The organism is Cellulomonas sp. P1_C4, assembly GCF_056406355.1.
This window is the reverse complement of record NZ_JBFUAI010000020.1, coordinates 20147-41376: the sequence shown is the minus strand read 5'-3', so window position 1 is coordinate 41376 and position 21230 is coordinate 20147. Positions and strand designations below refer to the sequence as shown.

Below are 21230 nucleotides of genomic sequence, written 5' to 3'. Positions count from 1 at the left end.
CACGCCCGGGGTAGATTCTCCCCATGACGACCCCCGCTCGGATGCGCCCGCTGCATCCCGCGGCCCATCGGGTCGCCGACCTCGTCTCGACGTTCGGCCTGGTCACGCACGGTCTGGCGCTGCCGGCCGACGCCGTCCTGACCGGCGTGACACTGGCCAGCGGTGACGTGGAGCCCGGCGACGTCTTCGTCGCCGTGACGGGCTTCAAGGTGCACGGCGCCACCTACGCGGACCAGGCCGTGGCCGCCGGTGCCGTGGCGGTGCTCACGGACGACGCCGGCCTCGGGCACCTCGACGCCGCAGGACTGTCCGACCGCGTGGCGGTGCTGGTCGCACCGGACCCGCGCGCGATCGCCGGTCCCGTGGCTGCGTGGGCGCACGACGCGCCGGGAGAGCGGCTGGTCACGGTCGGCGTCACCGGCACCAACGGCAAGACCACGACCTCCTACTTCCTCGACGCGGCCCTGCGCGCGGCGCACGCGACGACCGTCGTGCTCGGCACCGTCGAGCTCCGGATCGGCCCGGACGCGGTCGAGAGCCCGCGCACCACCGTCGAGGCGCCGGCGCTGCAGGCGATCCTCGCGCTGGGCGTCGAGCGGGGCGCTACTGCGCTCTCGATGGAGGTGTCGTCGCACGCGCTCGCGCTCGGGCGGGTGCACGGCCTGATGTTCGACGTCGTCGGGTTCACCAACCTGCAGCGCGACCACCTCGACTTCCACGGCGACATGGAGGGCTACTTCCGCGACAAGTCGCGCCTGTTCGCGCTCGGGCAGGCGCGCCGCGGCGTGGTCGTGGTCGACGACGAGTGGGGCCGCCGGCTCGTGGCCGAGTCCCCGATCCCGGTCGAGTCGGTCGCCACCCACGTCGGAGAGCCCGAGGGTGCCGACGCCGACTGGGCGGTCGTCGCCGCCGACATCGGCCTGGACGGCGTCGGGTCGAGCTTCACGCTGCGCGGCCCGGACGGCGTCGAGCACGTCGCCGCGAGCCCGCTGCCCGGCATGGTCAACGTCTCCAACGCCGCGCTGGCGATCGTGCTCGCGCACGCGGCCGGGGTGGACCTCGACGCGGCGATCGCCGCAGTCGCCGTGGCGCACGAGATCCCGGGGCGCATGGAGCGCGTGATCGAGCGCGGCGACGGGCTCCCGCTGGCCATCGTCGACTACGCGCACACGCCCGACGCACTCGTGCTGGCGCTCGACGCGGTGCGCCCGATCACGCCGGGCCGGCTCGTGATCGTGTTCGGCTCGGACGGCGACCGCGACCAGGGCAAGCGTCCGATCATGGGCGAGATCGCCGCCCGGCTGGCCGACGTGATCGTCGTCACCGACGAGAACCCCCGTTCCGAGGAGCCGTCCGCCATCCGATCCGCCATCCTCGACGGAGTCCGGTCACAGCGGCCGGACCTGGCCGACGTGCACGAGGCCACCAGCCGCGCGCAGGCCATCCGCGACGCCCTCGACCTCGCCGCCGAGCAGGACACCGTGATCATCACGGGCAAGGGCCACGAACCGACACAGGAGATCGCCGGCGTGTTCCACCGGTACAACGACCGTGACGTGCTGATCGCGGCACGCCTCGCCCGTCAGGAGCAGCACGCGTGATCGCTCTCACCGCGGCCGAGATCGCGGCCGCGACCGGTGGCGTGCTGCGCGGAGCGGCCGCCACAGACCCGGCCCTCGTCGTGAGCGGGCCCGTCGTCGTCGACTCGCGCGAGGACGTCACGGGCGGCCTCTTCGTCGCGCTGCCCGGCGAGCACGTCGACGGGCACGAGTACGCCGCCGTGGCGGTGGCCGGGGGTGCCGCGCTGGTGCTCGCCGCCCGCGACGTGGTCGGCCCCGGCGGCGCGGTGCTGCCGAGCGTCGTCGTGACCGACGTCGAGAAGGCGCTGGGCGACCTCGCGCGCGTGGTGCTCGAGCGCCTGCGCGAGTTCTCGCACGAGCCGGGTGGCTCCGAGCTGCGCGTCGTCGGCATCACGGGCTCCGTCGGCAAGACGACGACCAAGGACCTGCTCGCGCAGCTGTGCGGGAGCGTCGGTCCGACGATCGCCCCGGTGCGGTCGTTCAACAACGAGATCGGGCTGCCGCTGACGGTGCTCCGCGCCGACGAGTCGACGCAGTTCCTCGTGCTCGAGATGGGCGCCAGCGGACCCGGGCACCTCACGTACCTCACGGACATCGCACCGCCCGACGTGGCGGTGGTCCTCATCGTCGGCCACGCGCACCTGGGCGGCTTCGGCGGCATCGACGCGGTCGCCGTGGCGAAGTCGGAGATCGTGCAGGGCCTGGTGTCGGACGGCATCGCGGTGCTCAACGCGGACGACCCGCGCGTGTCCGCCATGGCCTCCCTCGCTCCCGGCGACGTGATCACGTTCGGCGCCGCACCGCAGGCGACCGTCGGGGCCCGCGACGTGCGCCTCGACCGCGCCGGCCGCGCGCGGTTCACCCTCGTCGACCGCGGGGACGACCGGACGGCCGAGGTCGAGCTGCGGCTCGTCGGCGAGCACCACGTGCACAACGCGCTCGCCGCGGCCGCCGCGGCCCTGGCCGTCGGTCTCGACCTCGACCAGGTGGCCGAGGGGCTCAGCGCCGCCGACGCGCTCAGCCCCCACCGCATGCACGTCGTCGACCGGCCCGACGGCGTGACCGTCGTCGACGACTCCTACAACGCGAACCCCGACTCCATGCGTGCCGCGCTCAAGGCGCTGGCCGTGCTGGCCGGGCGGGACCGCCGCTCGATCGCGGTGCTCGGCGAGATGCTCGAGCTCGGCCCGGACGCGCGCGAGGCGCACGACGCGATCGGCCGCCTGTGCGTCCGGCTCAACATCGGTCTGACGATCGTGGTGGGCGAGGGTGCACGGGCGATCCGCGACGGCGCCAACCACGAGGGCTCCTGGGGCGATGAGGTCGTCCTCGCCGACGACCTGGCCGTGGCCACCGCGTTCCTCGAGAGCGAGCTGCGGCCGGGCGACGTCGTCCTGGTGAAGTCGTCGTACGGCGCCGGCCTCTGGAAGCTGGGCGACCAGCTGGTCGCGGGTACCGCCCGATGAGGGCGGTGCTGATCTCCGGCGGCCTCGCGATGCTCATCGCGCTGCTGGGCACGCCCCTGTTCATCCGGTACCTGGTGCACAAGCAGTACGGGCAGTTCATCCGGCAGGACGGACCGACCGCGCACTTCACCAAGCGCGGCACCCCGACCATGGGCGGCGTCGTCATCATCGGCGCGACCCTGCTGGGCTGGATCGGCGGCCTGATCGCGACCCAGACCGTGCCGAGCGCGTCCGCCGTCCTGGTGCTCTTCCTCATGACGGGCCTGGGCGTCGTCGGGTTCCTCGACGACTTCATCAAGATCTCGAGGCAGCGCAGCCTCGGGCTCAAGGCCCGGTGGAAGATCCTCGGGCAGGGGATCGTGGGCGTCACGTTCGCGATCGCCGCGCTGCAGTTCCCGAACGAGAAGTTCCGCACGCCGGCGTCCACGCGGATCTCGTTCATCCGCGACACCAACCTGGACCTCGCGTTCTGGGGGGTGACGCTCGGGATCATCCTGTTCGTCGTGTGGGCCAACTTCCTCATCACGGCCTGGTCGAACGCGGTCAACCTCACCGACGGCCTCGACGGCCTGGCGACGGGCGTCTCGCTCATCGTGTTCGGCGCGTACGTCATCGTCGGGGTGTGGCAGTTCAACCAGAGCTGCCAGTTCCTGGCCAGCGCGGGGCCGCGGTGCTACGAGACGCGGGACCCGCTGGACCTGGCCGTCGTGGCGGCGGCCATCACCGGCGCGTGCTTCGGGTTCCTGTGGTGGAACGCGAGCCCCGCGAAGATCTTCATGGGGGACACGGGCTCGCTCGCGCTGGGCGGCGCGCTCGCCGGCCTGTCGATCCTGTCCCGGACCGAGATCCTCGCCGCGATCATCGGTGGCCTGTTCGTGCTCGAGGTGCTCTCGGACGTCATCCAGATCGGCTTCTTCAAGCTGACCGGTAAACGGGTGTTCAAGATGGCACCGCTGCACCATCACTTCGAGCTCTCGGGCTGGGGTGAGGTGACGATCGTCATCCGGTTCTGGATCATCGCCGGGCTGTTCGTCGCGCTCGGCGTGGGCATCTTCTATGCGGAGTGGGTGGCCGGCTAGGTGTCCGAGCTCGTGCTGGAGGGCGCCCTGGTGGTGATCGCCGGGCTCGGGGTCTCGGGACGCGCCGCGGTCGAGGTCCTGGCCTCGCGCGGGGCGCGGGTCGTGCCGGTCGACGACCACGCCGACGACGTCATCGGGACCGCGGAGCTGCTCGAGGGTTCCGTGCTGGACCGCGCGGACCTCGTCGTCGCCTCGCCCGGCCTGCCGCCGCACCACCCGCTCCTCGCGGCGGCCCTCGACCGCGGCCTGCCGGTATGGAGCGAAGTCGAGCTCGCGTGGCACGTGCGCGTCGACCGGGCGTCCGGCGGCGGCCCCGCCCCGTGGCTCGCGGTGACAGGCACCAACGGCAAGACGACGACCGTCGGCATGCTGGAGTCGATCCTGCGGGCCGCGGGCGAGAACGCGGTGGCCGTCGGCAACGTCGGCACGCCCGTCGTGCTCGCGGCGACGGACCCGACGCTCGACGTCCTCGCCGTGGAGCTGTCGAGCTTCCAGCTCCACTTCACGCACTCGATGTCCGCGCAGGCGGCCGCGGTGCTCAACGTCGCGCCGGACCACCTCGACTGGCACGGGTCGCTCGACGCCTACGCCGCCGACAAGGGCCGCATCTTCGAGCGCGCGCAGGTGGCCTGCGTGTACAACCTGGCCGATCCCGCGACCGAGTCGCTCGTGCGCGAGGCCGACGTCGTCGACGGCGCGGTCGCGGTGGGCTTCACGCTCGGTACCCCGCTGGTCGGGCAGGTTGGCCTCGTCGAGGACGTCCTGGTGGACCGCGGGTTCGCGCGGCTCCGGCACACGCACGCCGCCGAGCTGGGCACCCTCGAGGACCTGGCCCAGCTGGCCGGTCCCGACGGGACGGTCCCGCCCCACGTCGTCGCGAACGCGCTCGCCGCCGCCTCGCTGGCGCTGGCGCACGACGTCGCGCCGGCGGCGATCCGCGCCGGGCTGCGCGCCTACGGCCCCGGGGAGCACCGGCTGGCCACCGTCGCGGTGGTCGACGGCGTGGCCTACGTCGACGACTCGAAGGCCACCAACGCGCACGCGGCGGCCGCGGCGCTCGGCGCGTTCGCGCCGGGCAGCGTCGTCTGGGTCGCGGGTGGTCTGGCCAAGGGTGCGCAGTTCGACGAGCTCGTCGCCGCGCGCCGCGACCGGCTCCGCGCGGTCGTCCTCATCGGGGTGGACCGCGCGCCGCTGCGCGAGGCGCTCGCCCGACACGCACCCGAGGTCCCCGTGGTCGAGGTCGACGCCGGTGAGACTGGCTCGGTGATGACCCGCGCCGTGTCCGAGGCCAGCCGGCTGGCCGCCGCCTCGAGCGACGCGGTGACCGTTCTGCTCGCCCCCGCCTGCGCGTCGATGGACCAGTTCACGTCGTACGCCGCGCGGGGCGAACATTTCGCCGCTGCCGTGCGCGCGCTCGGCGGGGACGCGTGAGGCGCACGAAGGGGACACCGGGATGACCGCGACGACACCGCGCACCGGCGCGCCCCGCGCCGACGACCCCAGCACCAGCTCCCTGCTCGGCCAGTGGAACAGTGCGGTGACCAGCTACTACGTGCTGCTGGGCGCGACCGCCCTGCTGCTGGTGATCGGGCTGGTCATGGTGCTGTCGAGCTCGAGCGTCGAGTCGCTCGACGGCGGGCACTCGGCCTACGCCGTGTTCCTGGACCAGGCGAAGTACGCCCTCATCGGCCTGCCGATCCTCTTCGGGCTCTCGCGGGCGCCGGTCAAGTTCTTCCAGGCGATCGCCTGGCCGGCCCTCGCGGTCGCGATCGTCTTCCAGCTCACCGTGTTCACGCCGCTGGGCTGCGGCGCCGGCGGCAACCAGAACTGGGTCTGCTTCGCCGGTCTGTCCGCGCAGCCGTCGGAGACCATCAAGCTGGCGCTCGCCGTCTGGCTGGGCGCCGTGCTGGCCCGCAAGCTGCCGCTGCTGCGGCAGTGGAAGCACGCGCTCATCCCGGCCGTGCCGGTCGCGGGCCTGGCGATCCTCGTCGTCCTGGCGGGCCACGACCTGGGCACCGCGCTGGTCCTCATCATGCTGGTGGCCGGGGCGCTGTTCGTCGCCGGGGTGCCCATGCGGATGTTCGGCCTCGCCGCGCTGATGGCCGGCGGTCTGACGGCGCTGCTCACCGTGACCAGCGACAACCGGACCGCGCGCATCACCAGCTGGCTCTCGAACGAGTGCGACGTGCAGTCCTCGTGCTACCAGACTCTGCACGGCGGCTGGGGTCTGGCGAGCGGCGGCTGGGGCGGCCTGGGGCTGGGGGAGAGCCGCGAGAAGTGGTCCTACCTGCCCGCGGCGCACAACGACTTCATCTTCGCCATCCTCGGCGAGGAGCTTGGGCTCATCGGGACGCTGCTGGTGCTCGGCCTGTTCGGCCTGCTGGCGTTCGCCATGATCCGCGTGATCCGCCGGCACCCCGACCCGTTCGTGCAGATCACCACCGGCGCGATCCTGTGCTGGATCATCGGGCAGGCGCTGGTCAACGTCGCGGTCGTCATCGGCCTGGCGCCGGTCATCGGCGTGCCGCTCCCGCTGGTCTCCGCCGGTGGGTCGGCGCTCATCATGACGATGGCGGCCCTCGGTGTGCTCATCGCCTTCGCGCGCTCGGAACCGGGTGCGGCGGAGGCTCTCGCCGCGCGCCCGAGCGTCGTGCGCCGGTCGCTGGCCGTGATCGGGCGGTCCCGTGGCTGAGGCTCGTCCGGTCCCGAGCGTGCTGCTCGCCGGCGGCGGCACCGCGGGCCACGTCAACCCGTTGCTCGCGGTCGCCGACGAGCTGCGCCGCCGCCACCCGCACGCACAGCTCACGGTGCTCGGCACCGCCGAGGGCCTCGAGGCGCGGCTGGTGCCGGAGCACGGCCTGCCGCTCGCTGTCGTCCCGCGGGTCCCGCTGCCGCGCCGACCCACCCTCGACTGGTTCCGGCTGCCGTGGCGGCTGCGCGACGCCGTGCGCGCCGCAGGCACCGCGATCGACGAGTCCGGCGCCCAGGTGGTCGTGGGATTCGGCGGCTACGTGGCGACCCCCGCCTACCTGGCCGCCAGGCGCCGCAAGATCCCCGTCGTGATCCACGAGCAGAACGCGCGCCCCGGCCTGGCCAACCGGCTCGGTGCCCGGTGGGCGAAGTCCGTCGCGGTGACGTTCCCCGGGACCGCGCTACGCGGGGCGCAGCTCACGGGCCTGCCGTTGCGCGCGCCCATCGCCCGCCTGGCGGACGAGCTCGCGCGCGACCGCGCAGGCACCCGGGCCGCCGCGGCCGCCGAGCTCGGGCTCGACGCCGACCGGCCCACGCTGCTGGTCAGCGGCGGCTCGCTCGGCGCCGTCAGCGTCAACACCGCCGTCGCCGGCGCGGCCGCCGACCTGCTCGCCGCGGGCGTGCAGGTGCTGCACCTGACCGGCGCCGGCAAGGCCGACGCCGTCCGCGCGGCGCTGGAGGGCGTCGCGGGAGCCGAGAGCTACCACGTCCGCGAGTACCTGACCGAGATGCACCTCGCGCTGGCCGTCGCCGACGTCGTGGTGGGTCGTTCCGGCGCGGGCACGGTCTGCGAGCAGGCCGCGCTGGGCATCCCCGCCGTCTACGTCCCGCTGCCGATCGGCAACGGCGAGCAGCGGCTCAACGCCGCCGCCGTGGTCGCCGCGGGCGGCGGGCTGCTGGTCGATGACGCCGACCTGGACCCGGCGTGGATCCGCGCGCACCTGCCCGTCCTGCTCGTGGGCGACTCGGCCGCCGAGACGCGCCAGCGCATGAGCGCCGCGGCCGCGAGCGTGGGGGTCCGCGACGCGGCCGCCCGCGTCGCCCGGCTGGTCGAGGCGGAGCTGCCGTGACCGCGGCGGAGGAGCTGCGTCCCGCCGACCTCGGCCGGGTGCACCTGGTGGGCGTCGGTGGCGCCGGCATGTCGGCCGTCGCCGCTCTGCTCGCCGCCCGCGGCCTGGTGGTCAGCGGGTCCGACGCCGCCGACGGCCCCGCGCTCCCCGCGCTGCGGGACGCCGGTGTCGCCGTGCACGTGGGCCACGACGCCGCGCTGGTTGACGGGGTCGACACCGTCGTGATCTCGTCGGCGGTCCGGCAGTCCAACCCGGAGCTCGCCCGCGCACGTGAGCGGGGCCTGCGGGTGCTGCACCGGTCGGAGGCGCTCGCCTCGCTCATGGTCGACCGGGACGCGGTCGCGGTGGCCGGTGCCCACGGCAAGACCACGACGTCGGCGATGATCGCGACGGCCCTGCTGCACGCGGGCGCCGACCCCTCCTTCGCCATCGGCGGGACCGTGTTCTCCGCCGACGGGCCGCTCGGCGGCGGTCGGGACGGCGCGGGCCCCGCGTTCGTCGCGGAGGCGGACGAGTCCGACGGCTCGTTCCTCGCGTACGCCCCGCTGGTCGCCGTCGTCACGAACGTCGAGCCGGACCATCTCGACCACTACGGCTCCGCCGAGGCGTTCGAGGACGTGTTCGTCCAGTTCGCCGGCCGCATCCGCCCCGGCGGCACGCTCGTCGTCTGTGCCGACGACCCCGGCGCGGCCCGGCTTGTCGGCCGCGTGCGCGACACGCTCGCGGCGCGGGATGTCTCCGTCGTCACCTACGGCACGTCGCCCGACGCCGACGTCGTCGTGGGCGAGCTGCGCGCCGACGCCGGACGATGGGCGTTCGAGCTCACCGCCGGTGACCTCACCACCACGGTCAGCCTCGCGTTCCCGGGCGCCCACAACGCGCTGAACGCCGCGGCCGCCTGGGCGGCCGCCCGCCGCCTCGGGGTGCCCGATGCCGCGGACGGTCTCGCCGCGTTCCGGGGCACCGGTCGACGCTTCGAGGACCGCGGGACCGCCGGTGGCGTCCGCGTGGTCGACGACTACTCGCACCACCCGACCGAGGTCGCCGCGCTGCTGCGCGGCGCCCGATCGGTCGTCGGCGACGGCCGCGTCGTCGTGCTGTTCCAGCCCCACCTGTACTCGCGCACCCGCACGTTCGCGACCGAGTTCGGCGCCGCGCTCGACCTCGCCGACGTCGTCGTCGTCACCGACGTGTACGCCGCTCGCGAGGACCCCGACCCGTCGGTCACCGGCGCGCTCATCGTCGACCGGGTCCCGACGGCGGGCAAGGCGGTCTTCGTCGCGGACAAGCTGGCCGCCGCCCGGGCGGCCGCCGCCGCCGCGCGTCCGGGCGACCTGCTGCTCACGGTCGGGGCGGGGGACGTGACCCTGCTGGCGTCCGTCGTGCTCGATGCGCTCGCCGCCGGCGACGGACCGGTCGCATGAGCCCGTCGCGCCCCACCGCCCCGCGCGACCCCGCGCCCGGTCGACCCGCCGCCCCTCGGCGAGCCGCGCCGCCCGAGCCCGCGACGCGCCCCAAGCCGTCCGCGCCCGTGAGCGTCCCGACGGCCGCGCTCCCGACCCAGCCGGACCGGTCGGACCCTGCACAGTTCGGCCGCGCCGTGACGACGTACAGCGCCGGGGGAGCCCGCGGGTACTCCGGACCCGTCGAGCCACCCGTGGTGTCGACCAGCTCGGTCGCCCGGTTCGCCGAGCGCGCCCGCGCCCGGCGCAACCTCGCCCGGCGGCAGGTCGTCCTGGTGGCCGCGTCGGTGCTCGCGGTCGGCGGGCTGGGCTGGCTGCTGTTCTTCTCCCCGGTGCTCGCGCTCGACCCGACGCTCGTCCGGGTCGAGGGGGCCGGGACCGTCGTCGCGGTCGACCAGGTCGCGGGCGTCGTCGACKCCCATGCCGGCACCCCGCTGCCGCGCCTGGACACCGTGCGCCTGCGCGACGAGGTGCTCGACGTGCCCGGCGTCCGCGAGGCGCGGGTGACGCGCGACTGGCCGCGGGGCCTCGCCGTCGTGCTCGTCGCGCGCGAGCCGGTCGCCGCGGTGCCGGAGCAGACGGGCGACTCGTCGCACCCCGCGCCCGGCTACGCGCTGCTCGACATGGACGGCGTGCAGGTGGGCCGGGTCGACGCGGCGCCGGAGGGGCTGCCCGTGGTCGACGTCCCCGTGGGCGACAAGCGCACGCTCAACGCCGTCCTCAGCGTCCTGCAGCAGCTGCCGGCCGACCTCCTCGCGCAGGTGGCCGACGTGTCGGCGCACACGCAGGACACCGTGAGCATGACGCTGCGCGACGGCGTCGTCGTCGACTGGGGGAGCGCCCACCAGACCCCGCTGAAGATCGCGGTCCTGACGGCGCTGCGTGCGTCGCCCCAGGCGGCCGGCGCGACCGTCATCGACGTGTCCGCGCCGCGGCTGCCCATCACCAGGTGAGTTTCGACACCAACTCCCGACACGCGCGGCGCGGTCGTTGATCGCGGTCCGGGCGGCACCTAGCGTCACGCACTGACAGAACACCTGACATAACTATAACCCTCAAGTAGAGGGTGAAGGTTTCACCGCCGCCTCGTCCCGCCGCTCGCAGCGGGGCGCGGACGGACCCCGTGGCCCAGGGCCGCGACCGGCACAGAACGAGAGGCACCCACCGTGGCAGCTCCGCAGAACTACCTGGCGGTCATCAAGGTCGTCGGCATCGGCGGCGGCGGCGTGAACGCCGTGAACCGCATGATCGAGGTCGGCCTCAAGGGTGTCGAGTTCATCGCCGTCAACACCGACGCCCAGGCCCTGCTCATGTCCGACGCGGACGTCAAGCTCGACGTCGGCCGCGAGCTCACGCGCGGCCTCGGCGCGGGCGCGGACCCCGAGGTCGGCAAGAAGGCCGCCGAGGACCACAAGGACGAGATCGAGGACGTCCTGCGGGGCGCCGACATGGTCTTCGTCACGGCGGGCGAGGGTGGTGGCACCGGGACCGGTGGCGCACCCGTCGTCGCCCGGATCGCGCGGTCGCTCGGCGCGCTGACCATCGGCGTCGTCACCCGCCCGTTCACCTTCGAGGGCCGTCGCCGGTCGGTCCAGGCCGACTCCGGGATCGAGGCCCTGCGGGCCGAGGTCGACACGCTCATCGTCATCCCGAACGACCGGCTGCTGCAGATCTCCGACCGGTCCGTCTCCGTGCTCGACGCGTTCCACTCGGCCGACCAGGTGCTGCTGTCCGGTGTCCAGGGCATCACGGACCTGATCACGACGCCGGGCCTCATCAACCTCGACTTCGCCGACGTGAAGTCCGTCATGCAGGGTGCCGGCTCGGCGCTCATGGGCATCGGCTTCGCCCGCGGCGACGACCGCGCCGTGCAGGCGGCCGAGATGGCGATCTCCTCGCCGTTGCTCGAGGCCAGCATCGACGGCGCGCACGGCGTGCTGCTCTCGATCCAGGGCGGCTCCGACCTGGGGCTGTTCGAGATCAACGAGGCCGCGCGCCTGGTCCAGGAGGCCGCGCACCCCGAGGCGAACATCATCTTCGGCGCGGTCATCGACGACGCCCTGGGCGACGAGGTCCGGGTGACGGTGATCGCCGCCGGGTTCGACTCCGGCTCGCCCACGGTCCGTCGGGACGCCCGCGCGCTCGGCCAGGTCAGCGGGAACTCGGCGCGCCAGGTGCCCGCCGTCGCGTCGCAGGTGCCCACGCCGCGCCCGGTCCTCGACCCCGAGGAGCAGCTGGTGCCGGTCGGCTCGTACGCGCAGAACCGCGCGGCGGCCCCGGCGCAGCCCGACGTGCCGGCGTTCCTGTCCACCGAGGCCGAGCCCACGCCGATCACGGGAGCGCTCGAGGTGCCGCGGATCTTCACCGAGGACGCCGCGCGCCGCGACCGCGACGAGCTCGACGTACCGGACTTCCTCAAGTAGGCCTCGTGTCCGGCGCTCGACCGGGGACGGACCTCCCGCCCGTCGTCGAGGTCGATCTCGGTGCCGCCGTCCGGGCCGGTTTCAGCACGCGGGGCGGTGGCGTCAGCAGGCCGCCCTACGACGCACTCAACCTCGGCACCGCCGTGGGCGACGAGCCCTGGGCGGTGGCCGAGAACCGGGAGCGGCTCGCGCGCTGGGCCGGTGCGCCGGTGGCGTACGCCACCCAGGTGCACGGCACCGGGGTGCGGGTGCTCTCGGAGCCGCCCCGGGCGGGCGTGCAGACGGTCGGAGAGGCCGACGCCCTGGTGTCGGTGTCCCCGACCGTGGCCGTCGCCGTGCTCGTCGCCGACTGCGTCCCCGTCCTCCTGGCCGATCCCGACGCGGGGGTCGTGGCCGCCGTCCACGCCGGCAGGCGCGGGCTCGTCGCGGGCGTCGTCCAGGCCGCGGTGGCGGCGATGGTGGACCAGGGCGCCGACGTCGCCCGGATCCGTGCCGCCGTCGGCCCCGCGATCGCGGGCGAGTCGTACGAGGTGCCGGCCGAGCTGCAGGACGAGGTCGTCGCGGTGGTGCCCGAGACGCGCGCCACCACGGCGTGGGGCACGCCCGCGCTCGACCTGCCGGCCGGTGTGGTGGCGGTGCTGCGCGCCGCGGGCATCGCGCACGTCTCCGACCACGCGCGGGACACGTGGACTGACCCGGCGCTCTTCTCGTTCCGGCGGTCGCCGCGCACGGGCCGGTTCGCCGGTGTGGTGCGGCCGCCGCGCTGAGGGCACGGCTGATGGTGAATGCCGAGGTTGTCGGGCGTGTCGCGGCGCGCGCCGTTCGTGGCCGTTGCTAGCGTGACCGGCAGAGGGAGCCCGACGTTGCTGAGTGACTGCTCAGCAGCAGCGTGGGGCTCCGGGGGTGGTCCGGAGAGATCCGGGGAGGGAGCCAAGGCGATGGCCGGAGCGCTGCGCAAGACGATGCTGTACCTCGGCCTGGCCGACGACCGGTCCGAGCACGAGGAGTACCTCGAGGAGTTCGACGACCAGGAGGTCGCGGTGCCGCAGGAGTACGAGGCCCAGGTCACGCCGCTGCACCGGCCGACGCGCACGACGCTGCCCACGCAGGCCGCGCCGCAGACGCCCGTCGCCGGTGAGCTGCGTCGCATCACCACCATCCACCCGCGCTCGTACAACGACGCCCGCAAGATCGGCGAGGCGTTCCGCGAGGGCACCCCGGTGATCATGAACCTCACGGACATGGACGACGCCGACGCCAAGCGTCTCGTCGACTTCTCCGCGGGGCTCATCTTCGGCCTGCACGGCGCCATCGAGCGGGTGACCAGCAAGGTCTTCCTGCTCTCGCCGGCGCACGTCGAGGTGGCCGGAGAGGCCGCCGGACCGGCCGCAGAGCCGCCGACGCGCGCAGGCTTCTACAACCAGAGCTGACGCGTGCACCTCGTCGCGACCCTGCTGTTCTACGTCGTCCTCGTCTTCTTCCTGCTGCTCCTGGTCCGGCTGGTGCTGGACTGGGTGCAGTTCTTCGCGCGCGACTGGAAGCCGTCGGGGATCGCGCTGGTGATCGCCGAGGCGACGTACTCGGTGACGGACCCGCCGCTCAAGGCGCTGCGCCGGATCCTGCCTCCCGTGGGCATCGGATCCGTGCGCCTCGATCTCGCATTCTTGGTTCTTGTCCTCGGGTGTTCTGTCCTGATGTCGTTGCTCGGCCAGTTCTGAGACGACGAACCACCCGTCCGTGGGCGTGTCGCAGGGACGTGCGCCCACCGCATTCTCCGCTACCGTGGCCCGAGGCGGTCGGTGGACTGCCGCCGGCCCGACCGAGCACTACCGACTGAGGTGATGACGATGGCTCTGCTGACCGCAGACGAGGTCCTGAACAAGAAGTTCCAGGCCACGAAGTTCCGCGAGGGCTACGACCAGGACGAGGTCGACGACTTCCTGGACGAGGTCGTCAACACGCTGCGCGAGGTGCAGGGTGAGAACGACGACCTGAAGACCAAGCTCGCCGCGGCCGAGCGCCGCATCGCGGAGCTGAGCAGGGCGGGTTCGCAGCAGGCCGCACCGGCCCCGAAGCCCGAGCCCACGCCGGAGCCGGTCCCGGCTCCCGCACCCGTGGCCGCCGCTCCCGTGGCGGCACCGGCGCCGGTCGTCGCGCCCGTCCAGCCCGCCGCCCGGGCGAGCGAGCCGGAGTCGGCCACCGGGATGCTCGCGCTGGCCCAGAAGCTGCACGACGACTACGTGCGCAGCGGCCAGGAGGAGTCCGACCGACTGGTCGGCGACGCCAAGAGCCAGGCGAACCGCATCGTCCGTGAGGCCGAGGAGACGTCGCAGCGGACCCTCGGGCAGCTCGAGCAGGAGCGTTCGCTCCTCGAGCGCAAGATCGACGAGCTGCGGGTGTTCGAGCGCGACTACCGCACGCGTCTGAAGAGCTACCTCGAGAACCTGCTCGGCGACCTCGACAACCGGGGCAACGCGCTGCCGCCCCGGTCGGGCCAGCCGCAGCCGGTCGGAGACGGCCAGAACCTCTGACGGCGGTTCGGCGTCCACCCGCCGAACCCGCGCGCCCGCCCTGCATCACCACAGGTCAGGTCGTACGTCCACCACACGCCACGCCGGGTTTCACCCGGCGTGGCGTGTTGTGTCCCTGGCCGTCCCCGCATACAGTCACGTGACTTCGAGGACAGGGGGGCCCGCTCGTGGCCATCAATGACGCGCTGAGCACGGTCGAGATCAGCACGGACACCAAGGAGCTCGCGAAGCTCGTCAAGACGTTCCCGGTGCGCGACGGCGAGAAGCCGTGGACCGCCCGCGAGGTCAAGGACGTCGCGGAAGAGCTGACCAGCGACATCGACCGACTCACCAGCGAGCTCGCGGCAGCGGATGCCGAGCTCTCGGACCTGCTGCGCAACTCCGGTGACGGAGCGGGCGACGACCAGGCCGACTCGGGCTCCTCCGCGCTCGAGCGCGAGCAGGAGCTCACCCTGGTGAACAACACGCGCGATCTCCTCGCGCAGACCAGCCGCGCGCTGGCACGGATCGCGACCGGCACCTTCGCCACCTGCGAGTCGTGCGGCAAGGCGATCGGCAAGGCACGTCTGCAGGCGTTCCCGCGGGCGACGCTCTGCGTGGAGTGCAAGCAGCGCGAAGAGCGCCGCTGACGCGCACGTAGACTCTGGCGGTGCCCACCACCACGGACGACCAGAGCGCCGCGCCCCCGACCCACCCACGTCGTCGTGCGCTCCTGATCGCGCTCTTCTCGATCGCCGCCGTCGTCCTGGTGCTGGACCAGGCGTCGAAGGCGTGGGCGCTGGACGCCCTGGCCGACGGTGCGCGCCGGCAGCTGATCGGTGACCTGCTCGGGCTCCAGCTGGTGTTCAACCCGGGCGCGGCGCTGTCCATCGCGACCGGGATGACCTGGCTGCTGACCCTCGTCGCGACCGTGGTGATCGTGGTCGTCGTGCGCGCCAGCCGCCGGATCGGGTCCCGGGCGTGGGCGGTCGCGCTCGGCCTCCTGCTGGGCGGTGCGCTCGGCAACCTGGTGGACCGGTGGATCCGGGAGCCCGGGCCCGCGCGCGGCCACGTCGTGGACTTCATCGCGTACGCGCACTGGTTCGTCGGCAACGTCGCGGACATCGCGATCGTGGTCGCCGCCGTCATGGTCGTGATCCTCGCGGCGACGGGCGTGCACATCGACGGGACCCGCGACGGGCACCCGGCCCCCGAGGCCGAGGCTGCGGAGACCCCCATCGAGCAGACCGAGCAGAATGCCTGACACGCGCGCGATGCCCGTGCCCGACGGGCTGGTCGGCGAGCGGGTCGACGCGGCCCTGTCGCGCCTCCTGGGCCTGTCCCGGACGCGCGCCGCGGAGATCGCCGAGGCCGGTGGCGTGCACCTCGACGGCAAGGAGCTCGGCAAGTCGGACCGCCTCGCGGCGAACGGCTGGCTCGAGGTCGAGATCCCGGACGTGGCACCGGCGGCGACCATCGAGATCGTCGCCGAGCCCGTGCCCGGCATGCGGATCGTCTACGACGACGACGACCTGGTGGTCATCGACAAGCCCGTCGGCGTCGCCGCGCACCCGTCGCCCGGCTGGACCGGCCCGACGGTCGTCGGCGCCCTCATGGCCGTCGGCTACCGGATCTCGACGTCCGGCGCGGCCGAGCGGCAGGGGATCGTGCACCGGCTCGACGCCGGCACCTCGGGCCTCATGGTGGTCGCCAAGAGCGAGCACGCGTACACGGTGCTCAAGCGGGCGTTCAAGGAGCGCACGGTCGAGAAGGTCTACCACGCGCTCGTGCAGGGCCACCCGGAGCCGACGACGGGCACCATCGACGCACCCATCGGCCGCCACCCCAGCTCGGACTGGAAGTTCGCCGTGGTGGCGGACGGCAAGCCGTCGATCACGCACTACGAGGTGCTGGAGATGCTGCCCGCGGCGTCGCTGGTCGAGGTCCACCTCGAGACCGGCCGGACGCACCAGATCCGCGTGCACTTCTCGGCGACGCGGCACCCCTGCGTGGGCGACCTGACGTACGGTGCGGACCCGTCGCTCGCGGCGCGCGTGGGGCTGACCCGGCAGTGGCTGCACGCGATGCGGCTCGGGTTCCACCACCCGAGCACTGGCGAGTGGCTGGAGCTGACCAGCGAGTACCCCGAGGACCTGGCACGTTCGCTGGCCGTGCTGCAGGACGGGTACGTGTGACCGAGATCGTCCGGGTGGAGACGCCCGAGCAGCGCGCGCAGATGACGGCGATCCGCATGGCCGTGTTCGTGCAGGAGCAGAACGTCGCCGCCGAGCGTGAGATGGACGCGCTGGACGACGACCCGTCGACGCTCCATGTGCTGGCGGTCGCCGACGACGGCACGGCCCTGGGCACCGCGCGGCTGCTGCCGCCGCACCACGACCAGCAGCCCGCGCACATCGGACGGGTCGCCGTGAGCGCCGAGGCCCGCGGGCTGGGTGTCGGAGCGCTGCTCATGACGGCGCTCGAGGCCGCGGCGCTGGAGCGCTTCGGGGTCGTCTCCGACGGGCTGCGCACGGTGTCCGTCGAGCTCAGCGCCCAGGAGCAGGCCCTCGGGTTCTACGGGCGGCTGGGCTACGTCGCACGGCCCGAGCGGTACCTCGACGAGGCCATCTGGCACCGCGACGCGGTGAAGGTCGTGTCGGCTCCCGCGTAGCCCGCGACACACCTGGGTGCGACACGCCGAGCACCGCGCCGACACAGCCGGTGGCGGCCAGGGAGTGTCCGACCGGCGACGTAGGATCGCCCGCATGGCATCAGCTGGGGGCTCCGACTTCGTCCACCTCCACGTGCACACCGAGTACTCGATGCTGGACGGCGCCGCCCGGCTGGGCGACCTGTTCGCGGAGGTGGAGCGGGTCGGCCAGACGGCGATCGCCACCACGGACCACGGCTACCTGTTCGGCGCGTTCGACTTCTGGTCGAAGGCGACGGCGGCGGGCATCAAGCCCATCATCGGCGTCGAGGCGTACGTCACGCCCGGGACCAGCCGGTTCGACCAGACCCGCGTGCGGTTCGGCCAGCAGGGCCAGGAGCAGGACGACGTCTCGGCGCGCGGCTCCTACACCCACATGACGCTGCTGGCCCGGAACAACGAGGGCCTGCACAACCTCATGCGCGCCTCGTCGCTGGCGTCGCTCGAGGGGCAGATGGGCAAGTGGCCGCGCATGGACCGCGACCTGCTGCAGCGGTACGGCAAAGGCCTGATCGCGACCACCGGCTGCCCGTCGGGAGAGATCCAGACCCGGCTGCGCCTGGGCCAGTGGGACGAGGCCGTCCGCGCGGCCGGCGAGCTGCAGGACATCTTCGGCAAGGACTTCTTCTACATCGAGGTGATGGACCACGGGCTCGACATCGAGACCCGGGCGATCAAGGACCTGCTGCGCCTCTCGGAGACTATCGGCGCGCCCCTGCTAGCCACCAACGACCTGCACTACGTGAAGCAGGAGGACCGCGCGTCGCAGGACGCGCTGCTGGCCATCAACTCGGGCTCCACGCTCGCCGATCCCGACCGGTTCAAGTTCGACGGCGACGGCTACTACGTGAAGACCGCGGAGGAGATGCGCCGCGTCTGGGCCGAGCACCCCGAGGCCTGCGACAACACCCTGCTCGTCGCGGAGCAGTGCGAGGTGTCGTTCAACACCTCGGCCAACTACATGCCGAACTACCCCGTCCCGGCCGGCGAGGACGAGACCAGCTGGTTCATCAAGGAGGTCGAGACCGGCCTGCACGTGCGCTACCCGGACGGGATCCCCGACGAGGTGCGCAAGCAGGCCGAGTTCGAGACCGAGGTCATCACGGGCATGGGCTTCCCGGGGTACTTCCTCGTGGTCGCCGACTTCATCAACTGGGCCAAGAACAACGGCATCCGGGTCGGCCCCGGCCGTGGGTCCGGTGCCGGCTCGATGGCGGCGTACGCCATGCGGATCACGGACCTCGACCCGCTGCAGCACGGCCTGATCTTCGAGCGGTTCCTCAACCCCGACCGCGTCTCGATGCCCGACTTCGACGTCGACTTCGACGAGCGTCGCCGCGGCGAGGTCATCCGGTACGTGACCGAGAAGTACGGCGAGGACCGCGTCGCGCAGATCGTCACCTACGGCACGATCAAGGCCAAGCAAGCCCTCAAGGACTCCGCGCGACTGCTAGGCATGCCGTTCGCGATGGGGGAGAAGCTCACCAAGGCGATGCCGCCCGCCATCATGGGCAAGGACATCTCGCTCACGGGCATCTTCGACCCGGCGGACAAGCGGTACAACGAGGCCGAGGAGTTCCGCCAGGTCCACGCGACGGACCCCGAGGCGCAGCGCGTGGTCGAGCTGGCCAAGGGCATCGAGGGCCTGAAGCGCCAGTGGGGTGTGCACGCGGCCGGCGTCATCATGTCGAGCGACCCGCTGATCGACATCATCCCGATCATGCGGCGCCCGCAGGACGGCGCAGTCATCACGCAGTTCGACTACCCGACGTCCGAGGGCCTCGGCCTGATCAAGATGGACTTCCTCGGGCTGCGCAACCTGACGATCCTCGACGACGCGCTCGAGAACATCGTCATGAACGGCAAGGAGCCCGTGGTCCTCGAGGACCTCGCGCTGGACGACCGGGCCACGTACGAGCTCCTGGGCCGCGGCGACACCCTGGGCGTGTTCCAGCTGGACGGCGGCGGCATGCGCTCGCTGCTGCGGCTGATGCGCCCCGACAACTTCGAGGACATCTCGGCGGTCGGCGCGCTCTACCGGCCGGGCCCGATGGGCGCCAACTCGCACACCAACTACGCGCTGCGCAAGACGGGCGTCCAACCCGTCACCCCGATCCATCCCGAGCTCGAGGAGCCGCTCGCGGAGATCCTCGGCACGACGTACGGCCTGATCGTCTACCAGGAGCAGGTCATGGCGATCGCCCAGCGCGTCGCCGGGTACTCGCTCGGCCAGGCCGACATCCTGCGCCGCGCGATGGGAAAGAAGAAGAAGTCGGAGCTGGACAAGCAGTTCGAGGGCTTCTCGGCCGGCATGGTCGAGCGCGGCTTCTCGATGGGCGCGGTGCAGACCCTCTGGGACATCCTGCTGCCGTTCTCCGACTACGCGTTCAACAAGGCGCACTCCGCGGCGTACGGGGTCATCTCGTACTGGACCGCCTACCTGAAGGCCAACTACTCGACCGAGTACATGGCCGCGCTGCTGACCAGCGTGCGCGACGACAAGGACAAGTCCGCGCTGTACCTGGGCGAGGCGCGGCACATGGGGATCACGGTCCTGCCCCCCGACGTGAACTCGTCGTCGGCCAACTTCACGGCCGTCGGGAAGGACATCCGGTTCGGTCTGACGGCCGTGCGCAACGTCGGTTCGAACGTGGTCGACGCGATCGTGCGGGCGCGCGAGGAGAAGGGCGAGTTCACGTCCTTCACCGACTTCCTCGACAAGGTGCCCGCGGTCGTCTGCAACAAGCGGACCATCGAGTCGCTCATCAAGGCCGGCGCGTTCGACTCCCTCGGCCACGCGCGACGCGCCCTGCTGCTGGTGCACGAGCAGGCCGTGGACTCGGTCATCGGCGTCAAGCGCAAGGAGGCCGAGGGCCAGTTCGACCTCTTCGCCGACATGCTGGGTGGCGACGACGGCGCGCAGGGCTTCGCGGTCGTCGTGCCGGACCTGCCGGACTGGGACAAGAAGCAGCGGCTGGCGTTCGAGCGGGAGATGCTCGGCCTGTACGTGTCGGACCACCCGCTGTCGGGGCTCGAGCACGTGCTCGCCGCGGCGGCGGACGTGTCGATCGCGACCCTGCTGGGTGACGAGCAGCGTCCGGACGGCTCGACCGTCGTGGTCGCGGGTCTGATCACGTCGCTGCAGCGCAAGATGTCGAAGCAGGGCAACCCGTGGGCCGCGGTCACCATCGAGGACATGGAGGCCTCGGTCGAGATCATGTTCTTCGGCGAGACCTACCTGGCGTACTCCACGGCGCTGGCCGAGGACGCGGTCGTCGTGATCCGGGGGCGCGTGCGGCGGCGCGACGAGACCATGCAGCTGCAGGCCATGGAGGTGTCGCTGCCGGACGTCTCGCAGGCCGCCGACGCTCCGGTCGTCGTGTCGATGGCGGTCTCGCGCTGCACCCCACCCGTGGTCGAGCGGCTGCGCGAGGTGCTCTCCACGCACCCGGGCGTCACGGAGGTCCACCTCAGGCTCACCAGTCCCGGTCGCGCCACGGTGATGCGCCTCGACCACGGGCTCCGGGTCGAACGGTCACCGTCCCTCTTCGGCGACCTCAAGGCGCTGCTCGGGCCTAGCTGCCTGGCGTCCTGAGCTCGGCCCTCGGATCCCGGCCAGCACGGCGACGAGCACGGCCGCGGCCGCGCTTCCGAGCGCGACCCAGAGCAGGCGGCTGCGGCCCCAGTCGTCGGTGACGTACGGGAAGACCGCCACGGTGTCACTCATCGGTCGGGCGAGCGCGACGAAGACGGCGAGCGGCACGGCGACCGTCGCGACCGACCGCCCCGGCATGGCGGACCCCCGTGAGCGCGCGGCGACGGCGACAGCGGACGTGACGACGATGGCCGCGACCCCCTGAAGCGCGACGTCGGGCGCGTGCCCGAAGAGCGATGCGCGCGCCGTCGCGACGCCGCCGAGCCAGAACGCGACGAGTGCCAGCACCCCCAGCCCTCGCGCGCACGTCCGCCAGGCCAGACCGCGGGGCGTGGAGTCCGCGACGGCCGCGGCGGGCTCGTCGTAGCACCACGCCGCGCCGGCGGCGAGCAGTCCCACCGCGCAGCCTTCGAGCGGCCACATGGTGTAGGGCCAGCGGCGCACCACGTCCAGGAGCACGAGGACGAGCACGGCGACGACGACGACCCGGGTCCAGGGCACCGCCGTCCTGGCGTACCGCAAC

The 21230-nt window shown here is 72.9% G+C and carries 19 protein-coding genes; 18 read left to right on the top strand and 1 reads right to left on the bottom strand.

Going from position 1 to position 21230, the window contains the following annotated elements:
* The first annotated feature begins 23 nt into the window (after positions 1 to 23).
* From AC1DYZ_RS15805 to dnaE, 18 genes are all read left to right on the top strand, one after another.
* Positions 24 to 1601: a UDP-N-acetylmuramoyl-L-alanyl-D-glutamate--2,6-diaminopimelate ligase gene (locus AC1DYZ_RS15805; protein WP_477066101.1), complete on the top strand. Its 1578-nt coding sequence runs from the start codon at positions 24 to 26 to the stop codon at positions 1599 to 1601.
* Entirely contained in the window at positions 1598 to 3046 is a 1449-nt protein-coding gene (locus AC1DYZ_RS15800) for a UDP-N-acetylmuramoyl-tripeptide--D-alanyl-D-alanine ligase (protein ID WP_477066100.1), read from the top strand. The genes AC1DYZ_RS15805 and AC1DYZ_RS15800 overlap by 4 nt, the downstream gene beginning before the upstream one ends.
* The gene (gene mraY, locus AC1DYZ_RS15795) at positions 3043 to 4125 is read left to right on the top strand and encodes a phospho-N-acetylmuramoyl-pentapeptide-transferase (RefSeq protein ID WP_477066099.1); all 1083 of its coding nucleotides are present in this window, start codon (positions 3043 to 3045) and stop codon (positions 4123 to 4125) included. The genes AC1DYZ_RS15800 and mraY overlap by 4 nt, the downstream gene beginning before the upstream one ends.
* Positions 4126 to 5556: a UDP-N-acetylmuramoyl-L-alanine--D-glutamate ligase gene (gene murD / locus AC1DYZ_RS15790; RefSeq protein WP_477066098.1), complete on the top strand. Its 1431-nt coding sequence runs from the start codon at positions 4126 to 4128 to the stop codon at positions 5554 to 5556.
* 22 nt (positions 5557 to 5578) lie between these two features.
* The gene (gene ftsW, locus AC1DYZ_RS15785; protein WP_477066097.1) at positions 5579 to 6817 is read left to right on the top strand and encodes a putative lipid II flippase FtsW; all 1239 of its coding nucleotides are present in this window, start codon (positions 5579 to 5581) and stop codon (positions 6815 to 6817) included.
* Entirely contained in the window at positions 6810 to 7946 is a 1137-nt protein-coding gene (murG, locus tag AC1DYZ_RS15780; RefSeq protein ID WP_477066096.1) for an undecaprenyldiphospho-muramoylpentapeptide beta-N-acetylglucosaminyltransferase, read from the top strand. Before ftsW ends, murG begins: the two co-directional genes overlap by 8 nt.
* The gene (murC, locus tag AC1DYZ_RS15775) at positions 7943 to 9370 is read left to right on the top strand and encodes a UDP-N-acetylmuramate--L-alanine ligase (RefSeq protein ID WP_477066095.1); all 1428 of its coding nucleotides are present in this window, start codon (positions 7943 to 7945) and stop codon (positions 9368 to 9370) included. Before murG ends, murC begins: the two co-directional genes overlap by 4 nt.
* Entirely contained in the window at positions 9367 to 10362 is a 996-nt protein-coding gene (locus AC1DYZ_RS15770) for a cell division protein FtsQ/DivIB (protein ID WP_477066094.1), read from the top strand. The genes murC and AC1DYZ_RS15770 overlap by 4 nt, the downstream gene beginning before the upstream one ends.
* Positions 10363 to 10575: 213 nt before the next feature.
* On the top strand, positions 10576 to 11832 hold the full coding sequence (ftsZ, locus tag AC1DYZ_RS15765; protein ID WP_456825223.1) for a cell division protein FtsZ: 1257 nt from the start codon (positions 10576 to 10578) through the stop codon (positions 11830 to 11832).
* Between the two features lie 5 nt (positions 11833 to 11837).
* Positions 11838 to 12599 carry a peptidoglycan editing factor PgeF gene (gene pgeF / locus AC1DYZ_RS15760; protein WP_477066093.1) on the top strand — a complete coding sequence of 254 codons (762 nt, stop codon included), beginning with the start codon at positions 11838 to 11840 and terminating at the stop codon, positions 12597 to 12599.
* A 171-nt stretch (positions 12600 to 12770) separates the two neighbouring features.
* Positions 12771 to 13262, top strand: a complete 492-nt coding sequence (locus AC1DYZ_RS15755; protein WP_477066092.1) for a cell division protein SepF — start codon at positions 12771 to 12773, stop codon at positions 13260 to 13262.
* A 3-nt stretch (positions 13263 to 13265) separates the two neighbouring features.
* Positions 13266 to 13550, top strand: a complete 285-nt coding sequence (locus AC1DYZ_RS15750) for a YggT family protein (RefSeq protein WP_456825220.1) — start codon at positions 13266 to 13268, stop codon at positions 13548 to 13550.
* Between the two features lie 129 nt (positions 13551 to 13679).
* Positions 13680 to 14363 carry a DivIVA domain-containing protein gene (locus AC1DYZ_RS15745; RefSeq protein ID WP_477066091.1) on the top strand — a complete coding sequence of 228 codons (684 nt, stop codon included), beginning with the start codon at positions 13680 to 13682 and terminating at the stop codon, positions 14361 to 14363.
* 167 nt (positions 14364 to 14530) lie between these two features.
* Positions 14531 to 14992: a TraR/DksA family transcriptional regulator gene (locus AC1DYZ_RS15740; protein ID WP_456825218.1), complete on the top strand. Its 462-nt coding sequence runs from the start codon at positions 14531 to 14533 to the stop codon at positions 14990 to 14992.
* Between the two features lie 20 nt (positions 14993 to 15012).
* Positions 15013 to 15606 (top strand): signal peptidase II, encoded by a 594-nt coding sequence (locus tag AC1DYZ_RS15735; RefSeq protein ID WP_477066090.1) that lies wholly within the window; start codon positions 15013 to 15015, stop codon positions 15604 to 15606.
* Entirely contained in the window at positions 15599 to 16537 is a 939-nt protein-coding gene (locus tag AC1DYZ_RS15730; protein ID WP_477066089.1) for an RluA family pseudouridine synthase, read from the top strand. Before AC1DYZ_RS15735 ends, AC1DYZ_RS15730 begins: the two co-directional genes overlap by 8 nt.
* Positions 16534 to 17013 (top strand): GNAT family N-acetyltransferase, encoded by a 480-nt coding sequence (locus AC1DYZ_RS15725; RefSeq protein WP_477066088.1) that lies wholly within the window; start codon positions 16534 to 16536, stop codon positions 17011 to 17013. The genes AC1DYZ_RS15730 and AC1DYZ_RS15725 overlap by 4 nt, the downstream gene beginning before the upstream one ends.
* Before the next feature lie 94 nt (positions 17014 to 17107).
* On the top strand, positions 17108 to 20647 hold the full coding sequence (dnaE, locus tag AC1DYZ_RS15720) for a DNA polymerase III subunit alpha (RefSeq protein ID WP_477066087.1): 3540 nt from the start codon (positions 17108 to 17110) through the stop codon (positions 20645 to 20647).
* Here the strand turns inward: dnaE and AC1DYZ_RS15715 are convergent.
* The gene (locus AC1DYZ_RS15715) at positions 20588 to 21208 is read right to left on the bottom strand and encodes a hypothetical protein (protein ID WP_477066086.1); all 621 of its coding nucleotides are present in this window, start codon (positions 21206 to 21208) and stop codon (positions 20588 to 20590) included. The two genes, dnaE and AC1DYZ_RS15715, sit on opposite strands and share 60 nt — an antisense overlap.
* Positions 21209 to 21230: the final 22 nt, after the last annotated feature.

Excerpts from the sequence above, each read along its gene's own strand:
- AC1DYZ_RS15805 (WP_477066101.1), top strand. The coding sequence starts at position 24 with ATGACGACCCCCGCTCGGATGCGCCCGCTGCATCCCGCGGCCCATCGG.
- mraY (WP_477066099.1), top strand. The coding sequence starts at position 3,043 with ATGAGGGCGGTGCTGATCTCCGGCGGCCTCGCGATGCTCATCGCGCTG.
- AC1DYZ_RS15730 (WP_477066089.1), top strand. The coding sequence starts at position 15,599 with ATGCCTGACACGCGCGCGATGCCCGTGCCCGACGGGCTGGTCGGCGAG.
- dnaE (WP_477066087.1), top strand. The coding sequence starts at position 17,108 with ATGGCATCAGCTGGGGGCTCCGACTTCGTCCACCTCCACGTGCACACC.
- AC1DYZ_RS15745 (WP_477066091.1), top strand. The coding sequence starts at position 13,680 with ATGGCTCTGCTGACCGCAGACGAGGTCCTGAACAAGAAGTTCCAGGCC.
- AC1DYZ_RS15755 (WP_477066092.1), top strand. The coding sequence starts at position 12,771 with ATGGCCGGAGCGCTGCGCAAGACGATGCTGTACCTCGGCCTGGCCGAC.
- ftsW (WP_477066097.1), top strand. The coding sequence starts at position 5,579 with ATGACCGCGACGACACCGCGCACCGGCGCGCCCCGCGCCGACGACCCC.